Origin of the sequence: Sphingomonas soli NBRC 100801, from assembly GCF_001591025.1 — a bacterium.
Taxonomy (GTDB): domain Bacteria; phylum Pseudomonadota; class Alphaproteobacteria; order Sphingomonadales; family Sphingomonadaceae; genus Sphingomonas; species Sphingomonas soli.
Window position 1 is genome coordinate 33,278 of record NZ_BCTZ01000012.1, and the last position, 16,683, is coordinate 49,960.

The following is a 16,683-nucleotide window of genomic DNA, read 5'->3' on the forward strand; positions in this document are numbered from 1 at the left end:
GAGCACAACCACTATTAGGCGCGGGAAGGGCCTCGGGGGTTCAGCTCGATCGCGTCGGATCGGTCACGGGGTCGAGCTGGCGCGCATCCGGGCTGCGCATCGTCGGCAGCGAGCCGGTCTGCCGTTCGATCCGGCGATGCACCACGGGTTCGGCGGCATCGATCCGCAACCGGCCAAGCGCTTCGCTGTTCGCGTCGTCGGCATGTGTGCGCCGCTGGTTGTGGCGCACATAATCGAGCCAGGTCGAGACATGGTAGCGCTCGATCCAGAGCAGGGGATCGCCCAGATCGCGCAACAGCGCCCATTCGCGCGCGCCATCGCGCATGCGGATCCGCCGCCGCTCGCTCATCACCGCCAGAAAGGCGCTGATATTCTCCTCCGCGATGCGATGCTCAATCGTGATCACGATCGGACCGCTGCGTGGCTCGATCGGCACGGCGGTCTCCGGCTCGTGCCACGTCTCGCGCAGGTCCAGGTTGAGGTGGTTGATCGCGGGAACGCGCCATATCAGGCCGGCGGCGACGCTCAGCAACTGGCAGCATCCGGCGGCGATCAGCGCCGTTTCCACGCCATGCCCGCTCGCGACCGCGCCGAAGACCCAGCTCCCCGCCGCCATGCCGCCGAATGCGGACATCTGGTAGAGCGACAGCGCGCGGGCAACGACCCATCGCGGCGACGCCATCTGGACGCCCACGTTGAAAGTGGAGAGCGCCAGCACCCAGCCGGCGCCGCACAGCCCCAGCGCAACCAGCGTGAGCGGCAGCCATCCGGTTGCCGCAGACGCCGCCCCGCCGATCGCGAGTCCGATCGCGGACCATCGCACCAGCCATTCGGTGGAAAGGCGGTCGCGGAGCCGCCCGCTGCTAAAGGCGCCGCTGACCGCCCCCACGCCGAATCCGCCCAGCAAAAGGCCGTAGGTGAGCGGACCGCCGCCGATGATATCGCGCGCGATCAGCGGCATCAGCGCGGGCACCGCGCTGGCGGCGAACCCGAACAAGGCGGCGCGGATCAGCACGATGCGAATAGCCGGTGACAGCGCGACATAGCGAACGCCCGCCGCCATCGCGACGCCGATGCGTTCGCGCGGCAGCCGCGACGCGGGTATATCGGGCTTCCAGCGCAGCAACACCACGATAAGCCCGACATAGCTGACCGCGTTGACGAGGAACGCCGCCGCCGCGCCTGCGGCCGCAACGATCGCCCCGCCGATCGCAGGGCCCGCGCTGCGCGCCACGTTGAAGCCCATGCTGTTCACCGCCACCGCATCGGGCAGCATCGCGCGCGGGACCATATCGCCCACCGACGCCTGCCAGGCGGGGCCGTTGATCGCGGTGCCGCAGCCGATCAGGAAGGTGAAGACCAGCAGCAGCCACGGCGTGAGAAGCCCCGCCCAGGTGCCCAGCGCCAGCAGGGCCGAGATGATCAGCATGAAGGTCTGCGCGGCGAGCATCACGCGGCGGCGATCGAGATTATCGGCAACCGCGCCCGCCCACAGCGACAGCAGCATGATCGGCAGGCTGGTCGATGCCTGCACCAGAGCGATCATCTGCGGCGAGCTGCTGAGGCTCGTCATCATCCAGGACGCGCCCACCGCCTGGATCAGCCCGCCGAAATTGGAGAAGAGGCTCGCTGCCCAGACGCCGCGAAACAGCGGTATGCGAAGCGGCGAGGGGGATTGGGAGGAAGCGTTCATTATCGGCTCAATCCCTGGTCCCGCCGGGCGATCCACCGCAGGAGCGATTATCCCCGATTATTGCGCTTCCGCTACCAGCGCCGCCGCCTTGGCGCCCATCCAGTCCATGTCGCCCGCGACGCGCCAGATCTCCTTGCCGTCCTTGCCGTAGAGAATCGTCATCGGCAGGTTGGCCCCCAGCGTCATGCTCCACGCGATATCGGGATCGAGATAGGGCTGGAGCTTCTTGAACTTCGCCTTGTCGAAGAATGGCGTGACGATCTCCGCGCCTTTCAGGTCCTGGCTGATCGTGATCACCTGCAGCGCGTCGCCCTTCGCCACCGCGAGCGCATCGAGCGTGGGCATTTCATGGACGCACGGTGCGCACCAGGTGGCCCAGAGGTTGAGCAGCACCGGCTTGCCCGCGAAATCGGCGAGCGTGACCTGTTTCCCCGAGGGGTCGGTGAAGGGAATGGCGGGCGCGGCCTCTCCCTTGTGGCTGCGGTCAAGCGTGCCCTTGTCGGCGGACGCGGCGGCATTGGAGGCGGGCAAGCTTTCGTTTGCTTGTCCCGGCGCGCCGGATTGCCTATCGCAGCCGCCGATTGCGAGTGCTGCAGACAGGAGAATTACGATAGTCGGGCGCAAGGACAGCTCCAATGCCATGTGGGGTGGGCGCTTCGCGGAGGGCCCTTCTGCAGTGATGCGTGAGATAAACGCGTCCATCCCCTTCGACAAGCGGATGTGGCGACAGGATCTTGCTGGCTCGCAGGCGCATGTCGCGATGCTCGGCAAGCAGGGCATCATTCCCGCCGAGGACGCGGCCCGGATTTCGGCCGGGCTGGACGATGTGGCGGCGCAGTTCGAAGCCGATGGCGTGCCCGACGATCTGGCGCTCGAGGACATCCATATGCTCGCCGAGGCTCGGCTGGCCGACGGGATCGGGCCGAGCGCCGGGCGTCTCCACACAGCACGCTCGCGCAACGATCAGGTCGCGACCGATTTCCGCCTCTGGGTGCGCGATGCGATCGACCAGGCCGAAGCTGCATTGGGCGCGCTCCAGGATGCATTGCTGACGCGCGCCGAAGAGCATGCCGATAGCGTGATGCCGGGCTTCACGCATCTGCAGGTCGCCCAGCCGGTGACGCTGGGGCATCATCTGATGGCCTATTTCGAGATGTTCGCGCGCGATCGTTCGCGGCTGCGCGATGCGCGGGCGCGGATGAACCTGTGCCCGCTGGGCTCGGCGGCGCTTGCGGGCACCGGCTTCAACCTCGATCGCGAGGCGACGGCTGCGGCGCTCGGCTTCGACGGGCCAACCCGCAATTCGCTCGACTCGGTATCGGACCGCGATTTCGCGATCGAATATCTCACCTGCGCCGCGCAGACCGCTTTGCATCTCAGCCGGCTGGCCGAGGAATTCGTGATCTGGGCAAGCCAGCCCTTCGGCTTCGTGTCATTGAGCGATCAATGGTCCACCGGGTCGTCGATCATGCCGCAGAAGCGCAACCCCGACGCGGCGGAGCTGGTGCGCGGCCATTCGGGGCGGATCACCGGCGCGCTTGTCAGCCTGATGATCACGATGAAGGGGCTGCCGCTCGCTTATTCGAAAGACATGCAGGACGATAAGCCGCCCGTGTTCGAGGCGCATGACCTGCTCGGACTGAGCATCGCCGCGATGACCGGCATGGTCGAAAGCGCGTCATTCCGCCTCGATCGCATGCGCGCGGCGGCCGAAACCGGCTTCTCCACCGCCACCGACCTCGCCGACTGGCTGGTGCGCGAAGCGGGCGTGCCATTTCGGGAGGCGCATCATATCACCGGGCGCACGGTGGCGGCGGCGGAAGCGGCGGGCATCCGGCTCGATCAGCTCGATATCGCGCAGCTCAAGGCAATTGACGACAGGATCGATGCGCGGGTGTACGACGTTCTGAGTGTCGACGCGTCGGTATCGAGCCGTACCAGCTTTGGCGGTACTGCGCCCGCCCGGGTGCGCGAAAGCGTGGCGGCGGCGCGTCGGGCGCGCGAGGAGGAAGGGCGATGAAGCGATTTGCGATAGGCGCTCTGGCCGCGCTTGGCCTGGCTTTGGCGCTGGCGGGCTGCGGCGCGCGCGAAGAGCTGAAACCCGTGCAGGGCGCGTCGCTGCCCCCCGCGCCTTATGGCGCGACGGCGACACCCACGGCAGACGACCTGCTCAAGGCGCCCGTGCAGACCCGCCCCGCCCGCAGCGACGATCTGATCGAAAGCTCTGATAAACGGCGCACCGACGAATTCGATCTGCCGCCTCCCAACTGACGCAAAGACACTCTCTCCATGAACCATTTCGAAGTCATCGGTGGCGAACTGCACGCCGAGCAAGTACCGCTTTCCGCAATCGCCGAAGCTGTCGGCACACCCGTCTATGTTTATTCGACCGCGGCGCTCCAGCAGCGCGCCCGCGCGTATAAGGCCGGCGTCGCGAAGGTCGGCGGACGCACGCATGTCGCCTTCGCGGTGAAGGCCAATCCCAACCTCGCCGTGCTCCGCGTGCTCGCCAATGAAGGCTTTGGCGCCGACGTGGTCTCGGGCGGCGAGATGACCCGCGCGATGGCGGGCGGGATCGCCGCCAGGGACATCGTCTTCTCCGGCGTGGGCAAGACCCGCGCCGAGCTGGCGCAGGGGCTCGAGGCCGGGATCGGCCAGTTCAATCTCGAGCTGGAGGAAGAGGGCGTCGTGCTGGCTGAGATCGCTGCGGCGAAGGGCCTGCGCGCGCCCGCCGTGCTGCGCGTGAACCCCGATGTCGATGCCGGAACGCATGACAAGATTTCGACCGGCAAGGCCGAGAACAAGTTCGGCCTGCCGATCGATCAGGCGCCCGCCATCTTCGATCGGCTCGCCCCGCTCGAAGGGCTGAACCTGCGCGGCGTGGCGGTACATATCGGCAGCCAGCTGAGCAGCCTCGCGCCGCTCGAAGCCGCGTTCGAGCGCATCGGACGGCTGGTGGCCGAGCTGCGCGCGAACGGGCACGTGATCACCCATGTCGATCTGGGCGGCGGTCTGGGCGTCCCCTATCGCAAGGGCGAAGTTATGCCCTCGCCCGAGGCGTTCGGCGAGATGGTCGCGCGGGTAACGCAGGGCTGGGACGTCGAACTCCAGTTCGAGCCGGGCCGCGCCATCGCCGCCAATGCCGGGGTGCTGGTCACCGAAGTCCTGTGGGTGAAGCCCGGCGTCACCAATCCCTGGGTGATCGTCGACGCCGCGATGAACGACCTCGCCCGCGTCGCCCTGTACGACGCGCACCACGATTTCTCCGCGGTGAAGCCAAGCGGCGAGACCTTCGTCGCCAATGTCGCGGGGCCGGTCTGCGAAAGCAGCGACGTCTTCGCCAAGGGGCGCGAGATCGATCTGGTCAAGGCCGGCGATCTGGCCGTGCTCCATTCGGCGGGCGCCTATGGCGCGACGATGGCGAGCATGTACAACAGCCGCCCGCTGGTGCCCGAAGTGCTCGTCTCGGGAGACCGGTTCGAAGTGGTCGCCCGGCGCGTCTCGGCCGAGGCGATCATGGGCGAAGAACAAGTGCCGGACTGGCTCGGATGAGCCTCGCTGCCCTGCCGGTCTATCTGCGGCTGGAGGGACGGCCGGTGATCCTGATCGGCAGCGGCGATGCGGCGGACGCCAAGCGGCGGCTGCTGACGCGTGCCGGTGCCCGGATCGCCGGTGAGGACGCGGACGCCGCGCTGGCGATCGTGATCGATGACGATGCCGCGGTCGAGCGGCTCAGGGCGCGCGGCGTGCTGGTCAACGCCGTCGACAAGCCCGATCTGTGCGATTTCACGCTCCCGGCAATCGTCGATCGCGATCCCGTGCTGATCGCGATCGGCACCGGCGGCATATCGGCCGGGCTGGCAGCGTCGCTCCGGCAGAAGCTCGAAACGATGCTGCCCGGTGATCTGGGACGGATCGCGCGCGACCTCCACGCCGCGCGCCCCGCGATCCGCGAACGCTGGCCCGACATGGCCGATCGGCGGCAAGCCATCGGCGCGGCGCTCGAAAGCCTTGAGGGCGATGTCATCGCCCGCATCCTCGCACCCGGCGAGCCCGCGCCCGAACTGCTGCGCTTCACCCTCGCCTCGCCCGATCCCGACGATCTCACCCTGCGCCAGGCGCGCGCGCTGGCCTCCGCCGAGCGCATCTATCATCGCGCGAACGTGCCCGCCGCGATCCTCGATCGCTCCCGCGCCGATGCCCGGCGGATCTGCGCCATCCCCCCCGCCGATCCGGGCGCGGGGCTTTCGATCGATCTGGAAATGGCGTCATGAGCGGGTTTGCCTATGTGGTGCGCGGCGGCAAGGCGGAGGAGACGTCGCTCAAGCAGGCGCTGGGGCTAAAGGCCGATCTGTGCTGGGTTCACCTCAACACCAATGACGAACGCGCCAAGGCCTGGCTCGAGGGGGCGGCCGGGCTCTCGCCCTATGTCATCGAGGCGCTGACCGCGGCCGAGACGCGTCCGCGGTGCGACGCCGCCGCCGCCGGCGCGGTAATCAACCTGCGCGGGCTTTCCTCCGAACAGATGGCCGCCTCCGATCCGCTCGCCTCGATCCGGATATATGCGCTGGAGGGCCGCGTCTTTTCCGTCACCCGCAAGCGGCTGAACGCCATTCCCGTGGTGCAGGACCAGATCAAGGCCAGCGCCATCCTCGACCCCGGCGATCTGATCGCGGCGCTCGCTTTGGCGATCACTGAGGAGCTCGATCCGGTCGTTGCCGATCTCGGCGATTCACTCGACGATTGCGAGGAGCAGATCGTGACCAGCCGGGCTTTCGCCCTGCGCCGCCTCGTCAATCAGGCGCGCGTCCAGGCGATCGGCTTTCGCCGCTTCCTCGCGCCACAGCGGGCCGCTTTGGAAAAGCTCGCCAATCTCGGCGTTCCCTGGCTGGGCGGTGACGACCGCCTGCACCTGAACGCCGCCGCAGACCGCGCCGCGCGGATGGCCGAGGAACTGGAGAGCATTCGCGAGCGCGCCGCGCTGGTGCACGAAACGCTGACCGATCTTCGCGCCGAGCAGATCGACCAGCGCTCGCTGATGATCGCCGTCGTCGCGATGGTCTTCCTGCCGCTCACCTTCATCACCGGGCTGCTGGGAATGAATGTCGCGGGCATCCCCTTCGCGCACGAGCCTTGGGCGTTCTGGGGCGTTTTCTGGCTATGTGCGGGGATCGGCGTGGGGGTGACGGGTTATTTCGTGATGCGACACTGGTTCGAGCGCTAGGGTCGGATCCTGGCCGCTTCGGTGGGGAGCGCGCTGGTGCCGTCCAACGGAAAGCGGCGCTAGATGCCCAGGCGCGCGCACTCCGCTTTGGCGATGGCGAGTTCGGTGCGGACTTCGCCCAGTTCGATCGCGCGCGCGGCGATGCGGCCGTCCAGCGCAAGGTTCGATCGCTTGAGCTCCTCGATCCGGTCCGAACGGGCGAGCACGCGTTGGATCCGCGCGGCCAGCACTTCAAACTCGAAGGGGCGCGTAACATAATCGTCCGCGCCGGCGGTGAACGCATCGACCGCCCCCAGCGGATCGGTCTGCGCGGTCAGCAGGATCACCGGCAGATCGGCGGTGCCCCGCGCGCTGCGGATTTCCTGAAGAACATGGATTCCGGAAAGCTCGGGCATCACCTTGTCGAGCAGGACCAGATCAAAGCCTCGCGCTGAAATCAGCTCCAGCGCCTGCGCCCCGCTATCCGCAAGCACCACAAGATAGCCGAGATTTCCCAGCCGGTGCGCAAGGACGTTCAGATTGGTGCGGCTGTCGTCCACGGCCAATATGGTCCGCACCGCGCGGCGGCGAAGGGCGATATTGGAGGGCGACGCCTGATCCATCCTGCAAGATTAGACCGGATGCGTCACGAAATGGTAAATGGCCGGATCAGGATGCCTGGCGAACGCTCGACCATGCCCCGGCCACATCCTGAAGCGAATCCGCGGCGTCGCGAAGCGGTGCCGGATCGGAGCCCAGGCTTGCATTGAGGATCTGCTGGCGCAGGCCATGATAGAAGGTCGCGAGCGTGCGAGAGACTTCGCCGCCAAGTTCGAAATCGAGTCCCGCCTCCAGCGCGAAAAGCACAGCGGTGGCGCGGGCGATACGTTCGCTCTTGATGCTCGGCTGCCCGCGTTCAAGCGCGCAGGCAGCGGCGCGCAGCGCGGACACGGCTTCCTGATAGAGCAGGTCGACCAGGCCATGCGAATCCTGGCCGCTGGTGCGTCCCGCAACGTCGATCTGGCGATAGGTCGCGGCGGGATCGCGGGCGAGGGCAGTGGCGTAACGCATCACGAACTCTTGTTCCATGCAGCAATCTGGTTGGTCAGGAAGCTTTGGGTGCTCTTGTAGGCGGCGACGCGCGAATCCATCGCGGCGAACTGGCGCGTCATCCGCAGGCGCAATTTCTCGGCGGCGGCGGCAGCGTCCTCGCGGTCGATGTCGATATCGGTCTGCTGCTTGCTGTAGGTCGCCTCGCTCGCGCCCAGGCCGGTGACCCTGCTCACCGCCTTGTCCGAAATCGCCGACATCACGCGGGTCAGCCCCGCATTGGCGGCGAACATGGCTTCGAGCTGCGCGGGATAATTGGTGAGCACGCTCGTCAATCGCGCTGTATCCACGCTCAGCGTGCCGTCGCGCTGGGTCGCCACGCCGATGCCGGACAAAGTGGAGGGCACGCCCTCTGCCGGATTGTCGATCAGCTGGCCCATCGTGATCGCCTTTAGCGAGCGGAGCAGCTCCTTTGCCGCCGCATCGCCGCGCAGCGGGCCGGTGGTCGGATCCACCGCGGCCTTCACCACCTTGTAGACCTCGTTATAGGTCTCGACGAAATTGGCGACGGTCTGCTTGATCGCTTCGGTCGGCGCCTTGGTGCCGATATTGACCGTGGTTCCGGGCGACGCCGAAACCAGATCGATCTTCACGCCTTCGATCAGGCCATAGATGCTGTTGGTCGGCCGCGTGGTCTGCACGCCGTCGAGCGCGACGATCGCGTCCTGCGCCTTTGTGTTGATCGTGGAGCCGGACGCGGCCGGGCCGATATCGAGATCGCCAAGCGATCCCCCGCTTCCCTGCAGCGTGAACGCCTGGGTTGCGCCGGTCGCGCCCTTGACGACCAGGCGGGAGCCCGAACTATCGGTCATCACCGACGCGGTCACCCCGGCATTGGCGGCGTTGATTGCCTGCGCGACACCGGCGAGCGTACTGTTCGACGAATCGATCGTGATCTCGACCGGCGCCGCGCCGCCTGCGGTAAAGCCGATCATGTCGCCGTCGGCGACCGTCGCCGTGCCAAAGGTCAGCGTCAGGGTGCCCGTTCCGAAATCATGCGCCGGGCCATCGATGAACGGATCGGTGCTGGCGACCTGCGACTGAGCGAGCTGGCGCACTTCCAGATTCGCGCTGAAGCCGTTGAGCTTGGCGCCGGCGAGTCCGGTGACGTTCAGGATGCCGGTGTTCGAGCTGCTGGGCTGGGTGCTGAGCGACGTGCCGCTGGTCAGCGACGCGAGCGCGCGGGCGAATTCGGTGAGGTTGCTCTTCACTTCGGCCGCCGTGGAGATCTTTGCGGCGAGCGCATCGGCTTTCTCGGTCAATGCGGCGTTCTTCACCGCATATTGCGCTTCGACGAGCTGGGTCACGAGCGCCGAAATATCGATGCCCGATCCCGTCCCCAACGTCTTTGCAATCGACTCGATGGCCATGAAATCCCCCTGTCCCGATAAGCGGCAGAAGCGTCGCGGAATTTAGGTCGCGCGCGCCATTTTCTGCCCGTGTTCGTCGAAAAGCGCGGTCTCGGGCACGGTGACCGGCGGCAGGCTTCCGCCCGCCTGCTTGTTGACCTGGAAAACGAAGGCCAGGACGATCGCGATCGCCTGATACAGGTCGTCGCGGACCTCCTGCCCCTCGCGGCTGGTGAAATAGACGGCGCGGGCGAGGCTCGGATATTCGAGCATCGGCACGTCCATCTCGGCGGCCAGCTCGCGGATCGCCAATGCGGTCTGGCCGCGCCCCTTGGCGACGACCACCGGCACCTGGTCCTTGCCCGAATCATAGCGCAGCGCGACCGAGAAGTGCGTCGGATTGGTGAGCACGACGTGCGCGGTCGCAACCGATTTGCGAAAGCCGCCCTTCAATATCTCGCGCTGGCGCTGGCGTTGCGCGCCCTTCAGCTCGGGCGAGCCTTCGGTTTCCTTGTGCTCGTCCTTCACTTCCTGCTTGCTCATGCGAAGCTGGCGGAAGTGCCGAACCATCTGGATCGGCAGGTCGATGCTCGCGATGATCAGCAGCCCGGCCGCCATCACGAACAGCAAGGTGACGAACTGGGTCCCGAGCGTGCCCACCGCGCCCTGGATATCGAGCGCCATCAGCCCCAGCGAACTGTGGGTGAGCGACCAGAGCATCCAACCGCCCATGCTGCCCAGCAGGATGACCTTGAGCAGCGACTTGCCGAGTTCGATCCAGCCATTGGAGCCGAACATGCGCTTGATCCCGGCACCCGGATTCACGCGCGACGCCTTGGGCATCAGATTCTTGTTGTTCCAGCCGATCGAGCCAAGCGCCGCCTGGCTCAAGAACGCGCCCAGAAGCGCGATCGCGAGCAGGCTTCCGAGCGGCAGGAGCAGTTGCCAGCCCGCCGCCTGGAGCGGGCGCAGCGGCTCGAAATGCTCGACATCGGCATGGTTGAACGAGAAAGCGGCGGTCATCACGCCCTTGCATGCCGTCATCAACCCGCCGCCGAAGAAGGCCATCCAGGCGCAGCCCAGCAGGATGATCACGGCGGTGCCGAAATCCTTGGATTTGAGTATTTGCCCTTCTTCTACCGCCTTGCGCTTGCGCTTGGGGGTTGGGGCTTCTGTCTTTTCGCCGGCGCTCTCCGACATCAGCCGAACACCAGTTTCGGCGCGGTATCGAGCGCGGTGCGGATGATCACGAGCAGATAATCGCCCATGGCGGGAAGCGCGAGCAGGATGGCGACCACGCCCACCGCAAGGCTGGCGGGCAGGCCGACCGCGAAGAGGTTGAGCGCGGGCGCGGCGCGGCTGAGCATGCCGACCACGACGTTCAGGCAGAGCAGAAGGAAGCCGACCGGGAGCGCGAGCAGCAGCCCGGCGAGAAAGGCATAGCCGCCGAACATCGCGATGCCCATCAGCCGCTCGGGCGCGACCCATTCGCCGGGCGGCATCGCCGCATAGCTGCGCACGATCAGGTCGACCAGGACGAGATGGCCGTCGACGGCGAGGAACAACAGGGTCAGCAGCAGCGAGAGGAACTGGCCGAGCGCGGGCGTGGACGTGCCGCTATTGGGATCGACCGCGTTGGCGAAGCCCAGCCCCATCGACATGCCGATGACCTCCGACGCGATCATCGGCGCCGAGAAGGCGATCTGGAGGATGAAGCCGATCGCGAGCCCGATCAGCGCCTCGGCTGCGACCGCTAGGAAGGTGGAGAGCGCGAAGATCTCGGCCGGCGGGGTGATGTTGGTCGTGCCGAGCACCAGCACGCCGATCGCGCCGGTCAGGCCGATGCGCGCGGGCAGCGGCACCGATACGGCGCTGAAGATCGGCGCTGCGACAAAGGCCGCGCCGACGCGCACCATCGCGAACAGCAGGGCCCAGAGCTGCGGCTCGATCGAGAGGCCGAAGCCCATCATCGCGACGTTATTTCACCAGATCCGGGATGCGCTCGAAGACGCTCGTCGTGAAATCGCCGAGCAGACCGAGGATCATGCCGCCAAAGATCACGATGCTCACCGCGACGACGATCAGCTTGGGGACGAAGGTGAGCGTCTGCTCCTGGATCGACGTGGCCGCCTGGACCATGCCGAGGATGAGTCCCGACAGGAGCGCGGGGATCAGGATCGGCGCGGTTGTCAGCGCAAGTACCCAGATCGCCTCGCGGGCGACGGTCAGGAAATAGTCTGCGTCCATGTCCCGCTAACTCGCGAAGCTGGTGGCAAGCGAACCCATCGTCAGCGCCCAGCCGTCCACCAGGACGAACAGCAGCAGCTTGAAGGGCAGCGATATGATCGTCGGCGACATCATCATCATGCCCAGCGACATGAGCACGGTGGCGACGACGAGATCGATGATGATGAAGGGCAGGAAGATCAGGAATCCGATCTGGAATGCGGTCTTCAATTCGCTGGTGATGAACGCGGGAAGCAAGACAGCGAAGGGGACATCCGCAGGGCTGGCGAAAGGAGGCGCCTTCGCCATGTCCGCAAACATCTTCACATCTTTGTTCCGCGTCTGCTTGATCATAAATCCATGCAGCGCCTCCCCCGCCGTGGAGATCATCTGCGTCGCATCGATCCGTCCAGCGGCATAGGGCTGGATCGCGTTGGTGTTCATCTGGTTGATCGTTGGTGCCATCACGAAGAAGCTGAGGAACAGCGCCAGGCCGATCAGCACCTGATTGGGCGGAGTCTGCTGGAGCCCCAGCGCCTGGCGCAGCAGCGAGAGAACGATGATGATCCGCGTGAAGCTGGTCATCATCAGCAGGATGCCGGGGAGCACCGTGAGGAGCCCCATGATGATCAGCACCTGGAGCGACAGGCTCAAGGGTGCGTCCCCGCCGCCAAGCTGGCCGAGCGCGCGATCGAGCGCCTGTCCTGCGCCCGGTGCGGCCGGCGCAACCGGCGCCGCACTCTGCGCGAACGCCGGGAAGGCGAACAGCACGAGGAAAGCGAGAATGCCGACGAATAAAGCCGCGCGGCCACCCACGGTGCGCGGCGCGGAGACCAGGGTGCGCATCAGCCGGCCTTCTTGTCCACGAGCGTGACGCCCGTGCGGCTGACCGAGCAGAGCAATTTCTGCCCCTCAAACTCGATTACCGCGAGGCGCAGACCCGGGGCGAGCATCATCGTTTCGGTGACCTGCACCATCCGCGTGCCCTGGTTCTTCGGCAGCCGCGCCTCAAGCTTGCGCCAGGCATAGAGGCAACCGATGAGCAACCCGCAAACGAGCGGGAGGAGGATCACCAGCTTCAGGATGTAAGACCACATCATTTTATTTGGCCGCGCGTTTTTCGGGCGAAACCAGCTCGGTCATCCGCACGCCGAACTTCTCACCGACGGTGACGACTTCGCCGCGACCGATCAGCGTCCCGTTGACGAACACGTCGAGCAGTTCGTTGGCCTCTCGATCGAGTTCAATCACCGAAGATTCGCCGAGCGCCAGCAATTCGCGCAGCGTAAGCTGGGTCGAACCGATTTCCACGGTCAGCTTGACGTCCACATCCTGCAGCAGGTGAAAATTGGTCGTCACCGCCGCTTCGACGGGAAAGCTCCCGGTCATTTCGTTCATCGGAAATCCTCTGGATTGATCGGTTCAAGCGAAGAAAGGCGGACCGCCGCGCGGCCGTTGGATGTGCCGACCTGGCCGGTGCCGAGGCGGCGATGTGCCACCATCACGGGCACTTCGGTGCCGAAATCGACGGGGATGATATCGCCCGCCTTGAGCTCCATGAGCCTGGCGAGTGAAATGCTGGGCTCGCACAGGACAGAGCGCACCGGCAGCGAAACGCCCATCACGGCACGCGTGAGGCCCGAGCGCCATTGCGGCTCTACCTCTTCGGGCTTGTCATGCACCTTGACCATGAGCGACGCCGTGTGCGGCTTCAGCGCCGAGACAGGGTAGAGGATGTCGATGAAGCTCGGCTTGTCGTCACCTTCCGCGACGCCAAAACGCGAGACGACCACAGGATCGTCGCCGCTCATATCGAACGGCTGCGCGATGCTGGCTGGCACCTCGGGCCGAAATGCGATGCGGGTAAGCGGTTCCCAAGCGCTTTCGAGCGGGGAAACAAATGACTGGGCGATGCGTGCGGCGAGCGCTTCTGCTGCAGGTGTGAATTCCGCCGGCAACGGGTTCGGCGCTTCGCCGTCGCCGCCGAAAAATGCATCCAGCATCGCCAGCATGAGCTCGCCATCAAGCACGATCTGCGCGCGCTGGCGGGCCCCTCCCATCGCCAGCGGCAGCCACCCTACGAGCGCGCCGCCGCGCTCCACGCGGTAATCAGCGTAACGCTGCACCGAGAGCGGTTCCGCCCAGGTGCGAAGCTCCCGGCGCGCAACATCTTCCAACACCGGCTTCAGCCCCTTCGCCAGCCGCGCGCAGAGGTGCTGCAGCGTGACGAGGTCGCCGAACGGATTCGGGTTTACGCTGCCCAAAGCCGGCGCGTGCTCGGCGCTGGCCCTGGGGCGCTCCCGCCGGTCGGCGGCAATCTCTGAAGAGGCGTTAACCATGCCTCACTGAACAATGAAATTGGTAAAGTAAACGTTACCGATGCCGCCAAAACCTTCCTTTTCCTTAAGGATGGCGTTGATCGATTTGGTCAGCCGGTCCTGCATACTCTTCTTGCCGGCGGCGGTGAAAACCTCGTCCTCGGTCGTCTCGCCAAGCGCCATCAGGATCGCAGAACGGATCGCGATCTCGTGCGTCTTGACGTTCTCGATGACCTTACCATCATAAGGCGTGGACACCGCGACCCCGACCTGGATGAAATGGACGCTGTCCTGCAGGTTGGATGTGAATTCCTTTTCCAGCGCGTAATAGCTCGAGGCATATTTGTCGCCGCCTTCGCCCTGCGGCGTGGCCTTGCCACCTGCTTCGCCGCTCTCGCCCGCGCGCTTCTGCTCGCTCTTCGGCAATAATTGCGGTTCATTGGACTTGGCGGCGGCACCCGCGCTGCCACCTGCCATGTTCAGCCAACCCATCGCATAGGCCGCGCCACCACCGCCGCCCGCGAGCAGCAGGGGGGCGACGACGAAAAGGAGCAATTTGCCCTTCTTCTTTTTCTTCGGCGCAGGGTTCGTATCGTCGTTCAGCGTTTCCATCTTGGCCTCCATGCGTCTCAGGCGACGCGTTCATCGGTGTTGGATTGATCCTTCGCCGCGTGTGCGCTGGCGGGAGCGGAAGGGGTGTGCGGACGCGGCGCATCGTTCTGGCGCTGGCCCGACCCGGCGCCCGCCCCTTGCGCATCGACGCTGGTCTGGCCGAGCCGAATACCGCGAGCCTCGGCGATTTCGTTCAGGCGGACCTGGGCATCGGTCAGGATCTGGCGCGCAGCCTGGGTTTCTGTTGTGAAGTGCACATGCACGCGGTCGCCATCCTGGCGCACCGCGATATCCACCTTGCCCAGCGCATCGGGCATCAGGCTGATGCGCGTTTCCTTGATCGGCGCGCTCTCTCGCATCGCTTCGATCATCTCAATCATCTTCCCTGTCCATTCCTGGCGGCGCATGTCGAGCGCACCGTGCTGGGCGCCGGGGCTGGCGGCCACCTGCTGCAGGATCGAAGCACCGGGCGCGGCGAAGCCCATGGATGGCGCCTGTTCGATCTCGCCAAAGCTGCGGTGCAGAGTTGATACGACCGGATGCGCAACGCCCGGCACAGATGCCTGGGCGATCAGCGACGCCACCGTCAGCGGCGCGGTTTGCGGAGCGCTTGCCGGAACGGGCTGCGCCGCCGGCACCGCCATTTGCACGCGCGGCGCAAGCACATCTACCGTCGCGGGAGCCGCTTCGCGCGGCGGTGCCACTGCCGGTTTAGCGTCGGGTGTACTTTGGGCGTTCTGCTGCGAGGTCGCGGCTACCATCGGCGCTAGAGGCTGGCCGGCGGGCGTCGCGGGGACGGTACCAGCCGGCGGTGCCGACGCGGCGGACGGCGCAGGGATGGTGGCCGACGCCGGCTCGGATGGGAGCACAGCAATCGTATCGGTGTCAGACACCACCTTAGTCACGGTGGCGAGCGCGGGTGCGATGGCCCCCCCCAAAATCGGCGCGCGGACCTCCGTCAAATCCGGTTCGACACCATGCACCGCCACCGGCATGATCCCGACAAGCAACGGATTCTGCGCTGCGGACCTCAACGCGCGCTCGATTGGGGCAGTCCGCTCTGCGAGCGGGGCAGTATCCGGCATCGATGCGGCGGGCACTTCGCTCGTATCTATGGGAACGGCAGCGCGTGGCGCGACGAGGATGGGACGTTCCACCGGTTTGCGCGCCAAGGGCGCAGCGCGCGCTCCGGCGTCTGCGTCCGCCAGTGTCATCGCATCCACGATCGGCATGGCTTCCCCCGGAAGTGCCGAGGGAGATTCCTGCTGAGGCGCAGCCTCGTGCGAAGGTGCGGCTGGAAGTCCGGGTTGTAGCGCGACGACGGGCTTGGTCGTGACCGTCGCCATGGCAGGTCCATCCGCCGGTGCGGCGGCGGGAAGCGCGAACCAGGCGAAGGGTACCTCATCATCAGTTGGCGCTTCGCCATCGGCGCTCGCTTGCTGTTCCGCAGCGGCATCATCATCCGTCAGCGCGCGGCCTGCTTCCGGCAAATCCTTGCCGGGTCCGGCAACGATCTGCAGTCCCGGGATGGGAAGGCCCGGCAACGATAAGTCGTCCGGCAGTTCGATAGGCATGGTGCCGGGCGCGAGCACCGAGCCCATGGCAAGCGCGAAATTGCTTGTGCCGCTCTCGGCGGCAAGCGCACTCGGGCGCGTCGGCCCGCCAGTATTGGGAAGAGTTGCAGCAATCTGGATCAACGAAACGCCCCCGCTGAGATGTTCTCACGCGGAACTCAGCAAGGATCGTGCCGATTTCTTCCGGCAGGAGGCAATTCCTCAAGCGAACGAAGGAATTTCAGCGCCGCTTCGGCACGCTCGCGCGCCATCAGCTTCTCGATCGCGTTCTGGTCGCGGCGCGCCTCTCGCGTCGCGGCGCGGGCATGTTCAAGCCCTTGTTCGGCCACTTCAACGCGGCGTGCCGCGGCCTGCGCCGATTGGTGGAGCCGGTCGCGATAATGTGCAGCGGCAATCATCGATGAGGCAAAGGCCTCGCAGCTCTTCACGGGTGCGATATTGTCGGCAAGCGTGGAAATGCGTTCGCGCAATTGTGCTTCCTGGTTGACCCGGGCGTGCGCGCGCACTTCCTCGGCGCGAACCTGGTCGAGCTGGAGCGTACGCACCCGGTGCAGGCGCGAGAGCTTCTTGGCGCTCCTAGGCATGCCGGCCTCTCACC

20 protein-coding genes are annotated in these 16,683 nt (G+C 66.1%); 5 read left to right on the plus strand and 15 right to left on the minus strand.

The window, feature by feature from the left end:
- Positions 1–40: 40 nt before the first annotated feature.
- On the minus strand, positions 41–1,693 hold the full coding sequence (locus tag SSO01S_RS08030; RefSeq protein WP_066797869.1) for an MFS transporter: 1,653 nt from the start codon (positions 1,691–1,693) through the stop codon (positions 41–43).
- A 57-nt stretch (positions 1,694–1,750) separates the two neighbouring features.
- Positions 1,751–2,224: a TlpA family protein disulfide reductase gene (locus SSO01S_RS08035; protein ID WP_369404243.1), complete on the minus strand. Its 474-nt coding sequence runs from the start codon at positions 2,222–2,224 to the stop codon at positions 1,751–1,753.
- Positions 2,225–2,333: 109 nt separating this feature from the next.
- Here SSO01S_RS08035 and argH point away from each other — a divergent pair, with 109 nt between their 5' ends.
- From argH to SSO01S_RS08060, 5 genes are read left to right on the plus strand one after another with little or no spacing between them, the layout of a single operon-like run.
- Positions 2,334–3,713 carry an argininosuccinate lyase gene (gene argH, locus SSO01S_RS08040; RefSeq protein WP_066797875.1) on the plus strand — a complete coding sequence of 460 codons (1,380 nt, stop codon included), beginning with the start codon at positions 2,334–2,336 and terminating at the stop codon, positions 3,711–3,713.
- Positions 3,710–3,964, plus strand: coding sequence for a hypothetical protein (locus SSO01S_RS08045; RefSeq protein WP_066797877.1), 255 nt, complete (start codon positions 3,710–3,712; stop codon positions 3,962–3,964). The genes argH and SSO01S_RS08045 overlap by 4 nt, the downstream gene beginning before the upstream one ends.
- Before the next feature lie 18 nt (positions 3,965–3,982).
- Positions 3,983–5,245: a diaminopimelate decarboxylase gene (lysA, locus tag SSO01S_RS08050; protein ID WP_066797881.1), complete on the plus strand. Its 1,263-nt coding sequence runs from the start codon at positions 3,983–3,985 to the stop codon at positions 5,243–5,245.
- Positions 5,242–5,967, plus strand: coding sequence for a precorrin-2 dehydrogenase/sirohydrochlorin ferrochelatase family protein (locus SSO01S_RS08055; RefSeq protein ID WP_066797884.1), 726 nt, complete (start codon positions 5,242–5,244; stop codon positions 5,965–5,967). The genes lysA and SSO01S_RS08055 overlap by 4 nt, the downstream gene beginning before the upstream one ends.
- Entirely contained in the window at positions 5,964–6,917 is a 954-nt protein-coding gene (locus tag SSO01S_RS08060) for a zinc transporter ZntB (protein WP_066797886.1), read from the plus strand. Before SSO01S_RS08055 ends, SSO01S_RS08060 begins: the two co-directional genes overlap by 4 nt.
- Before the next feature lie 59 nt (positions 6,918–6,976).
- Here SSO01S_RS08060 and SSO01S_RS08065 read toward each other — a convergent pair whose 3' ends face one another.
- The 13 genes from SSO01S_RS08065 to SSO01S_RS08125 form a co-directional block, all read right to left on the minus strand.
- Positions 6,977–7,519, minus strand: coding sequence for a response regulator (locus SSO01S_RS08065; RefSeq protein ID WP_066797888.1), 543 nt, complete (start codon positions 7,517–7,519; stop codon positions 6,977–6,979).
- Positions 7,520–7,565: 46 nt separating this feature from the next.
- Entirely contained in the window at positions 7,566–7,967 is a 402-nt protein-coding gene (locus SSO01S_RS08070) for a flagellar export chaperone FliS (protein WP_066797890.1), read from the minus strand.
- Entirely contained in the window at positions 7,967–9,376 is a 1,410-nt protein-coding gene (gene fliD, locus SSO01S_RS08075; protein WP_066797892.1) for a flagellar filament capping protein FliD, read from the minus strand. The genes SSO01S_RS08070 and fliD overlap by 1 nt, the downstream gene beginning before the upstream one ends.
- Positions 9,377–9,418: 42 nt before the next feature.
- Entirely contained in the window at positions 9,419–10,555 is a 1,137-nt protein-coding gene (gene flhB, locus SSO01S_RS08080; RefSeq protein ID WP_066797893.1) for a flagellar type III secretion system protein FlhB, read from the minus strand.
- A complete protein-coding gene (gene fliR / locus SSO01S_RS08085) occupies positions 10,555–11,325 on the minus strand; it encodes a flagellar biosynthetic protein FliR (RefSeq protein ID WP_066797896.1) in 771 nt (256 codons plus the stop codon). Before fliR ends, flhB begins: the two co-directional genes overlap by 1 nt.
- A gap of 7 nt (positions 11,326–11,332) precedes the next feature.
- Entirely contained in the window at positions 11,333–11,602 is a 270-nt protein-coding gene (fliQ, locus tag SSO01S_RS08090; RefSeq protein WP_066797899.1) for a flagellar biosynthesis protein FliQ, read from the minus strand.
- 6 nt (positions 11,603–11,608) lie between these two features.
- Positions 11,609–12,427: a flagellar type III secretion system pore protein FliP gene (fliP, locus tag SSO01S_RS08095; RefSeq protein WP_066797902.1), complete on the minus strand. Its 819-nt coding sequence runs from the start codon at positions 12,425–12,427 to the stop codon at positions 11,609–11,611.
- Positions 12,427–12,678, minus strand: coding sequence for a flagellar biosynthetic protein FliO (locus tag SSO01S_RS08100; RefSeq protein WP_245646669.1), 252 nt, complete (start codon positions 12,676–12,678; stop codon positions 12,427–12,429). The genes fliP and SSO01S_RS08100 overlap by 1 nt, the downstream gene beginning before the upstream one ends.
- Before the next feature lie 4 nt (positions 12,679–12,682).
- Positions 12,683–12,979, minus strand: a complete 297-nt coding sequence (gene fliN / locus SSO01S_RS08105) for a flagellar motor switch protein FliN (RefSeq protein WP_066797907.1) — start codon at positions 12,977–12,979, stop codon at positions 12,683–12,685.
- Positions 12,976–13,920, minus strand: coding sequence for a FliM/FliN family flagellar motor switch protein (locus SSO01S_RS08110; protein WP_066797909.1), 945 nt, complete (start codon positions 13,918–13,920; stop codon positions 12,976–12,978). Before SSO01S_RS08110 ends, fliN begins: the two co-directional genes overlap by 4 nt.
- 3 nt (positions 13,921–13,923) lie before the next feature.
- The gene (locus tag SSO01S_RS08115) at positions 13,924–14,511 is read right to left on the minus strand and encodes a flagellar basal body-associated FliL family protein (protein WP_066798403.1); all 588 of its coding nucleotides are present in this window, start codon (positions 14,509–14,511) and stop codon (positions 13,924–13,926) included.
- A gap of 17 nt (positions 14,512–14,528) precedes the next feature.
- On the minus strand, positions 14,529–16,055 hold the full coding sequence (locus SSO01S_RS08120) for a flagellar hook-length control protein FliK (RefSeq protein ID WP_218000354.1): 1,527 nt from the start codon (positions 16,053–16,055) through the stop codon (positions 14,529–14,531).
- 188 nt (positions 16,056–16,243) lie between these two features.
- Positions 16,244–16,669, minus strand: coding sequence for a hypothetical protein (locus tag SSO01S_RS08125; protein ID WP_066797913.1), 426 nt, complete (start codon positions 16,667–16,669; stop codon positions 16,244–16,246).
- Between the last annotated feature and the right edge of the window lie 14 nt (positions 16,670–16,683).

Bases quoted from the DNA above. Each gene is read 5' to 3' on its own strand.
- SSO01S_RS08115 (WP_066798403.1), bottom strand. From the start codon at position 14,511: ATGGAAACGCTGAACGACGATACGAACCCTGCGCCGAAGAAAAAGAAG.
- flhB (WP_066797893.1), bottom strand. From the start codon at position 10,555: ATGTCGGAGAGCGCCGGCGAAAAGACAGAAGCCCCAACCCCCAAGCGC.
- SSO01S_RS08045 (WP_066797877.1), top strand. From the start codon at position 3,710: ATGAAGCGATTTGCGATAGGCGCTCTGGCCGCGCTTGGCCTGGCTTTG.
- fliP (WP_066797902.1), bottom strand. From the start codon at position 12,427: ATGCGCACCCTGGTCTCCGCGCCGCGCACCGTGGGTGGCCGCGCGGCT.
- fliN (WP_066797907.1), bottom strand. From the start codon at position 12,979: ATGAACGAAATGACCGGGAGCTTTCCCGTCGAAGCGGCGGTGACGACC.
- lysA (WP_066797881.1), top strand. From the start codon at position 3,983: ATGAACCATTTCGAAGTCATCGGTGGCGAACTGCACGCCGAGCAAGTA.
- SSO01S_RS08100 (WP_245646669.1), bottom strand. From the start codon at position 12,678: ATGTGGTCTTACATCCTGAAGCTGGTGATCCTCCTCCCGCTCGTTTGC.
- SSO01S_RS08110 (WP_066797909.1), bottom strand. From the start codon at position 13,920: ATGGTTAACGCCTCTTCAGAGATTGCCGCCGACCGGCGGGAGCGCCCC.
- SSO01S_RS08055 (WP_066797884.1), top strand. From the start codon at position 5,242: ATGAGCCTCGCTGCCCTGCCGGTCTATCTGCGGCTGGAGGGACGGCCG.
- SSO01S_RS08070 (WP_066797890.1), bottom strand. From the start codon at position 7,967: ATGCGTTACGCCACTGCCCTCGCCCGCGATCCCGCCGCGACCTATCGC.
- fliD (WP_066797892.1), bottom strand. From the start codon at position 9,376: ATGGCCATCGAGTCGATTGCAAAGACGTTGGGGACGGGATCGGGCATC.
- SSO01S_RS08125 (WP_066797913.1), bottom strand. From the start codon at position 16,669: ATGCCTAGGAGCGCCAAGAAGCTCTCGCGCCTGCACCGGGTGCGTACG.
- SSO01S_RS08065 (WP_066797888.1), bottom strand. From the start codon at position 7,519: ATGGATCAGGCGTCGCCCTCCAATATCGCCCTTCGCCGCCGCGCGGTG.
- argH (WP_066797875.1), top strand. From the start codon at position 2,334: ATGTGGGGTGGGCGCTTCGCGGAGGGCCCTTCTGCAGTGATGCGTGAG.
- fliQ (WP_066797899.1), bottom strand. From the start codon at position 11,602: ATGGACGCAGACTATTTCCTGACCGTCGCCCGCGAGGCGATCTGGGTA.
- SSO01S_RS08030 (WP_066797869.1), bottom strand. From the start codon at position 1,693: ATGAACGCTTCCTCCCAATCCCCCTCGCCGCTTCGCATACCGCTGTTT.
- SSO01S_RS08060 (WP_066797886.1), top strand. From the start codon at position 5,964: ATGAGCGGGTTTGCCTATGTGGTGCGCGGCGGCAAGGCGGAGGAGACG.
- fliR (WP_066797896.1), bottom strand. From the start codon at position 11,325: ATGATGGGCTTCGGCCTCTCGATCGAGCCGCAGCTCTGGGCCCTGCTG.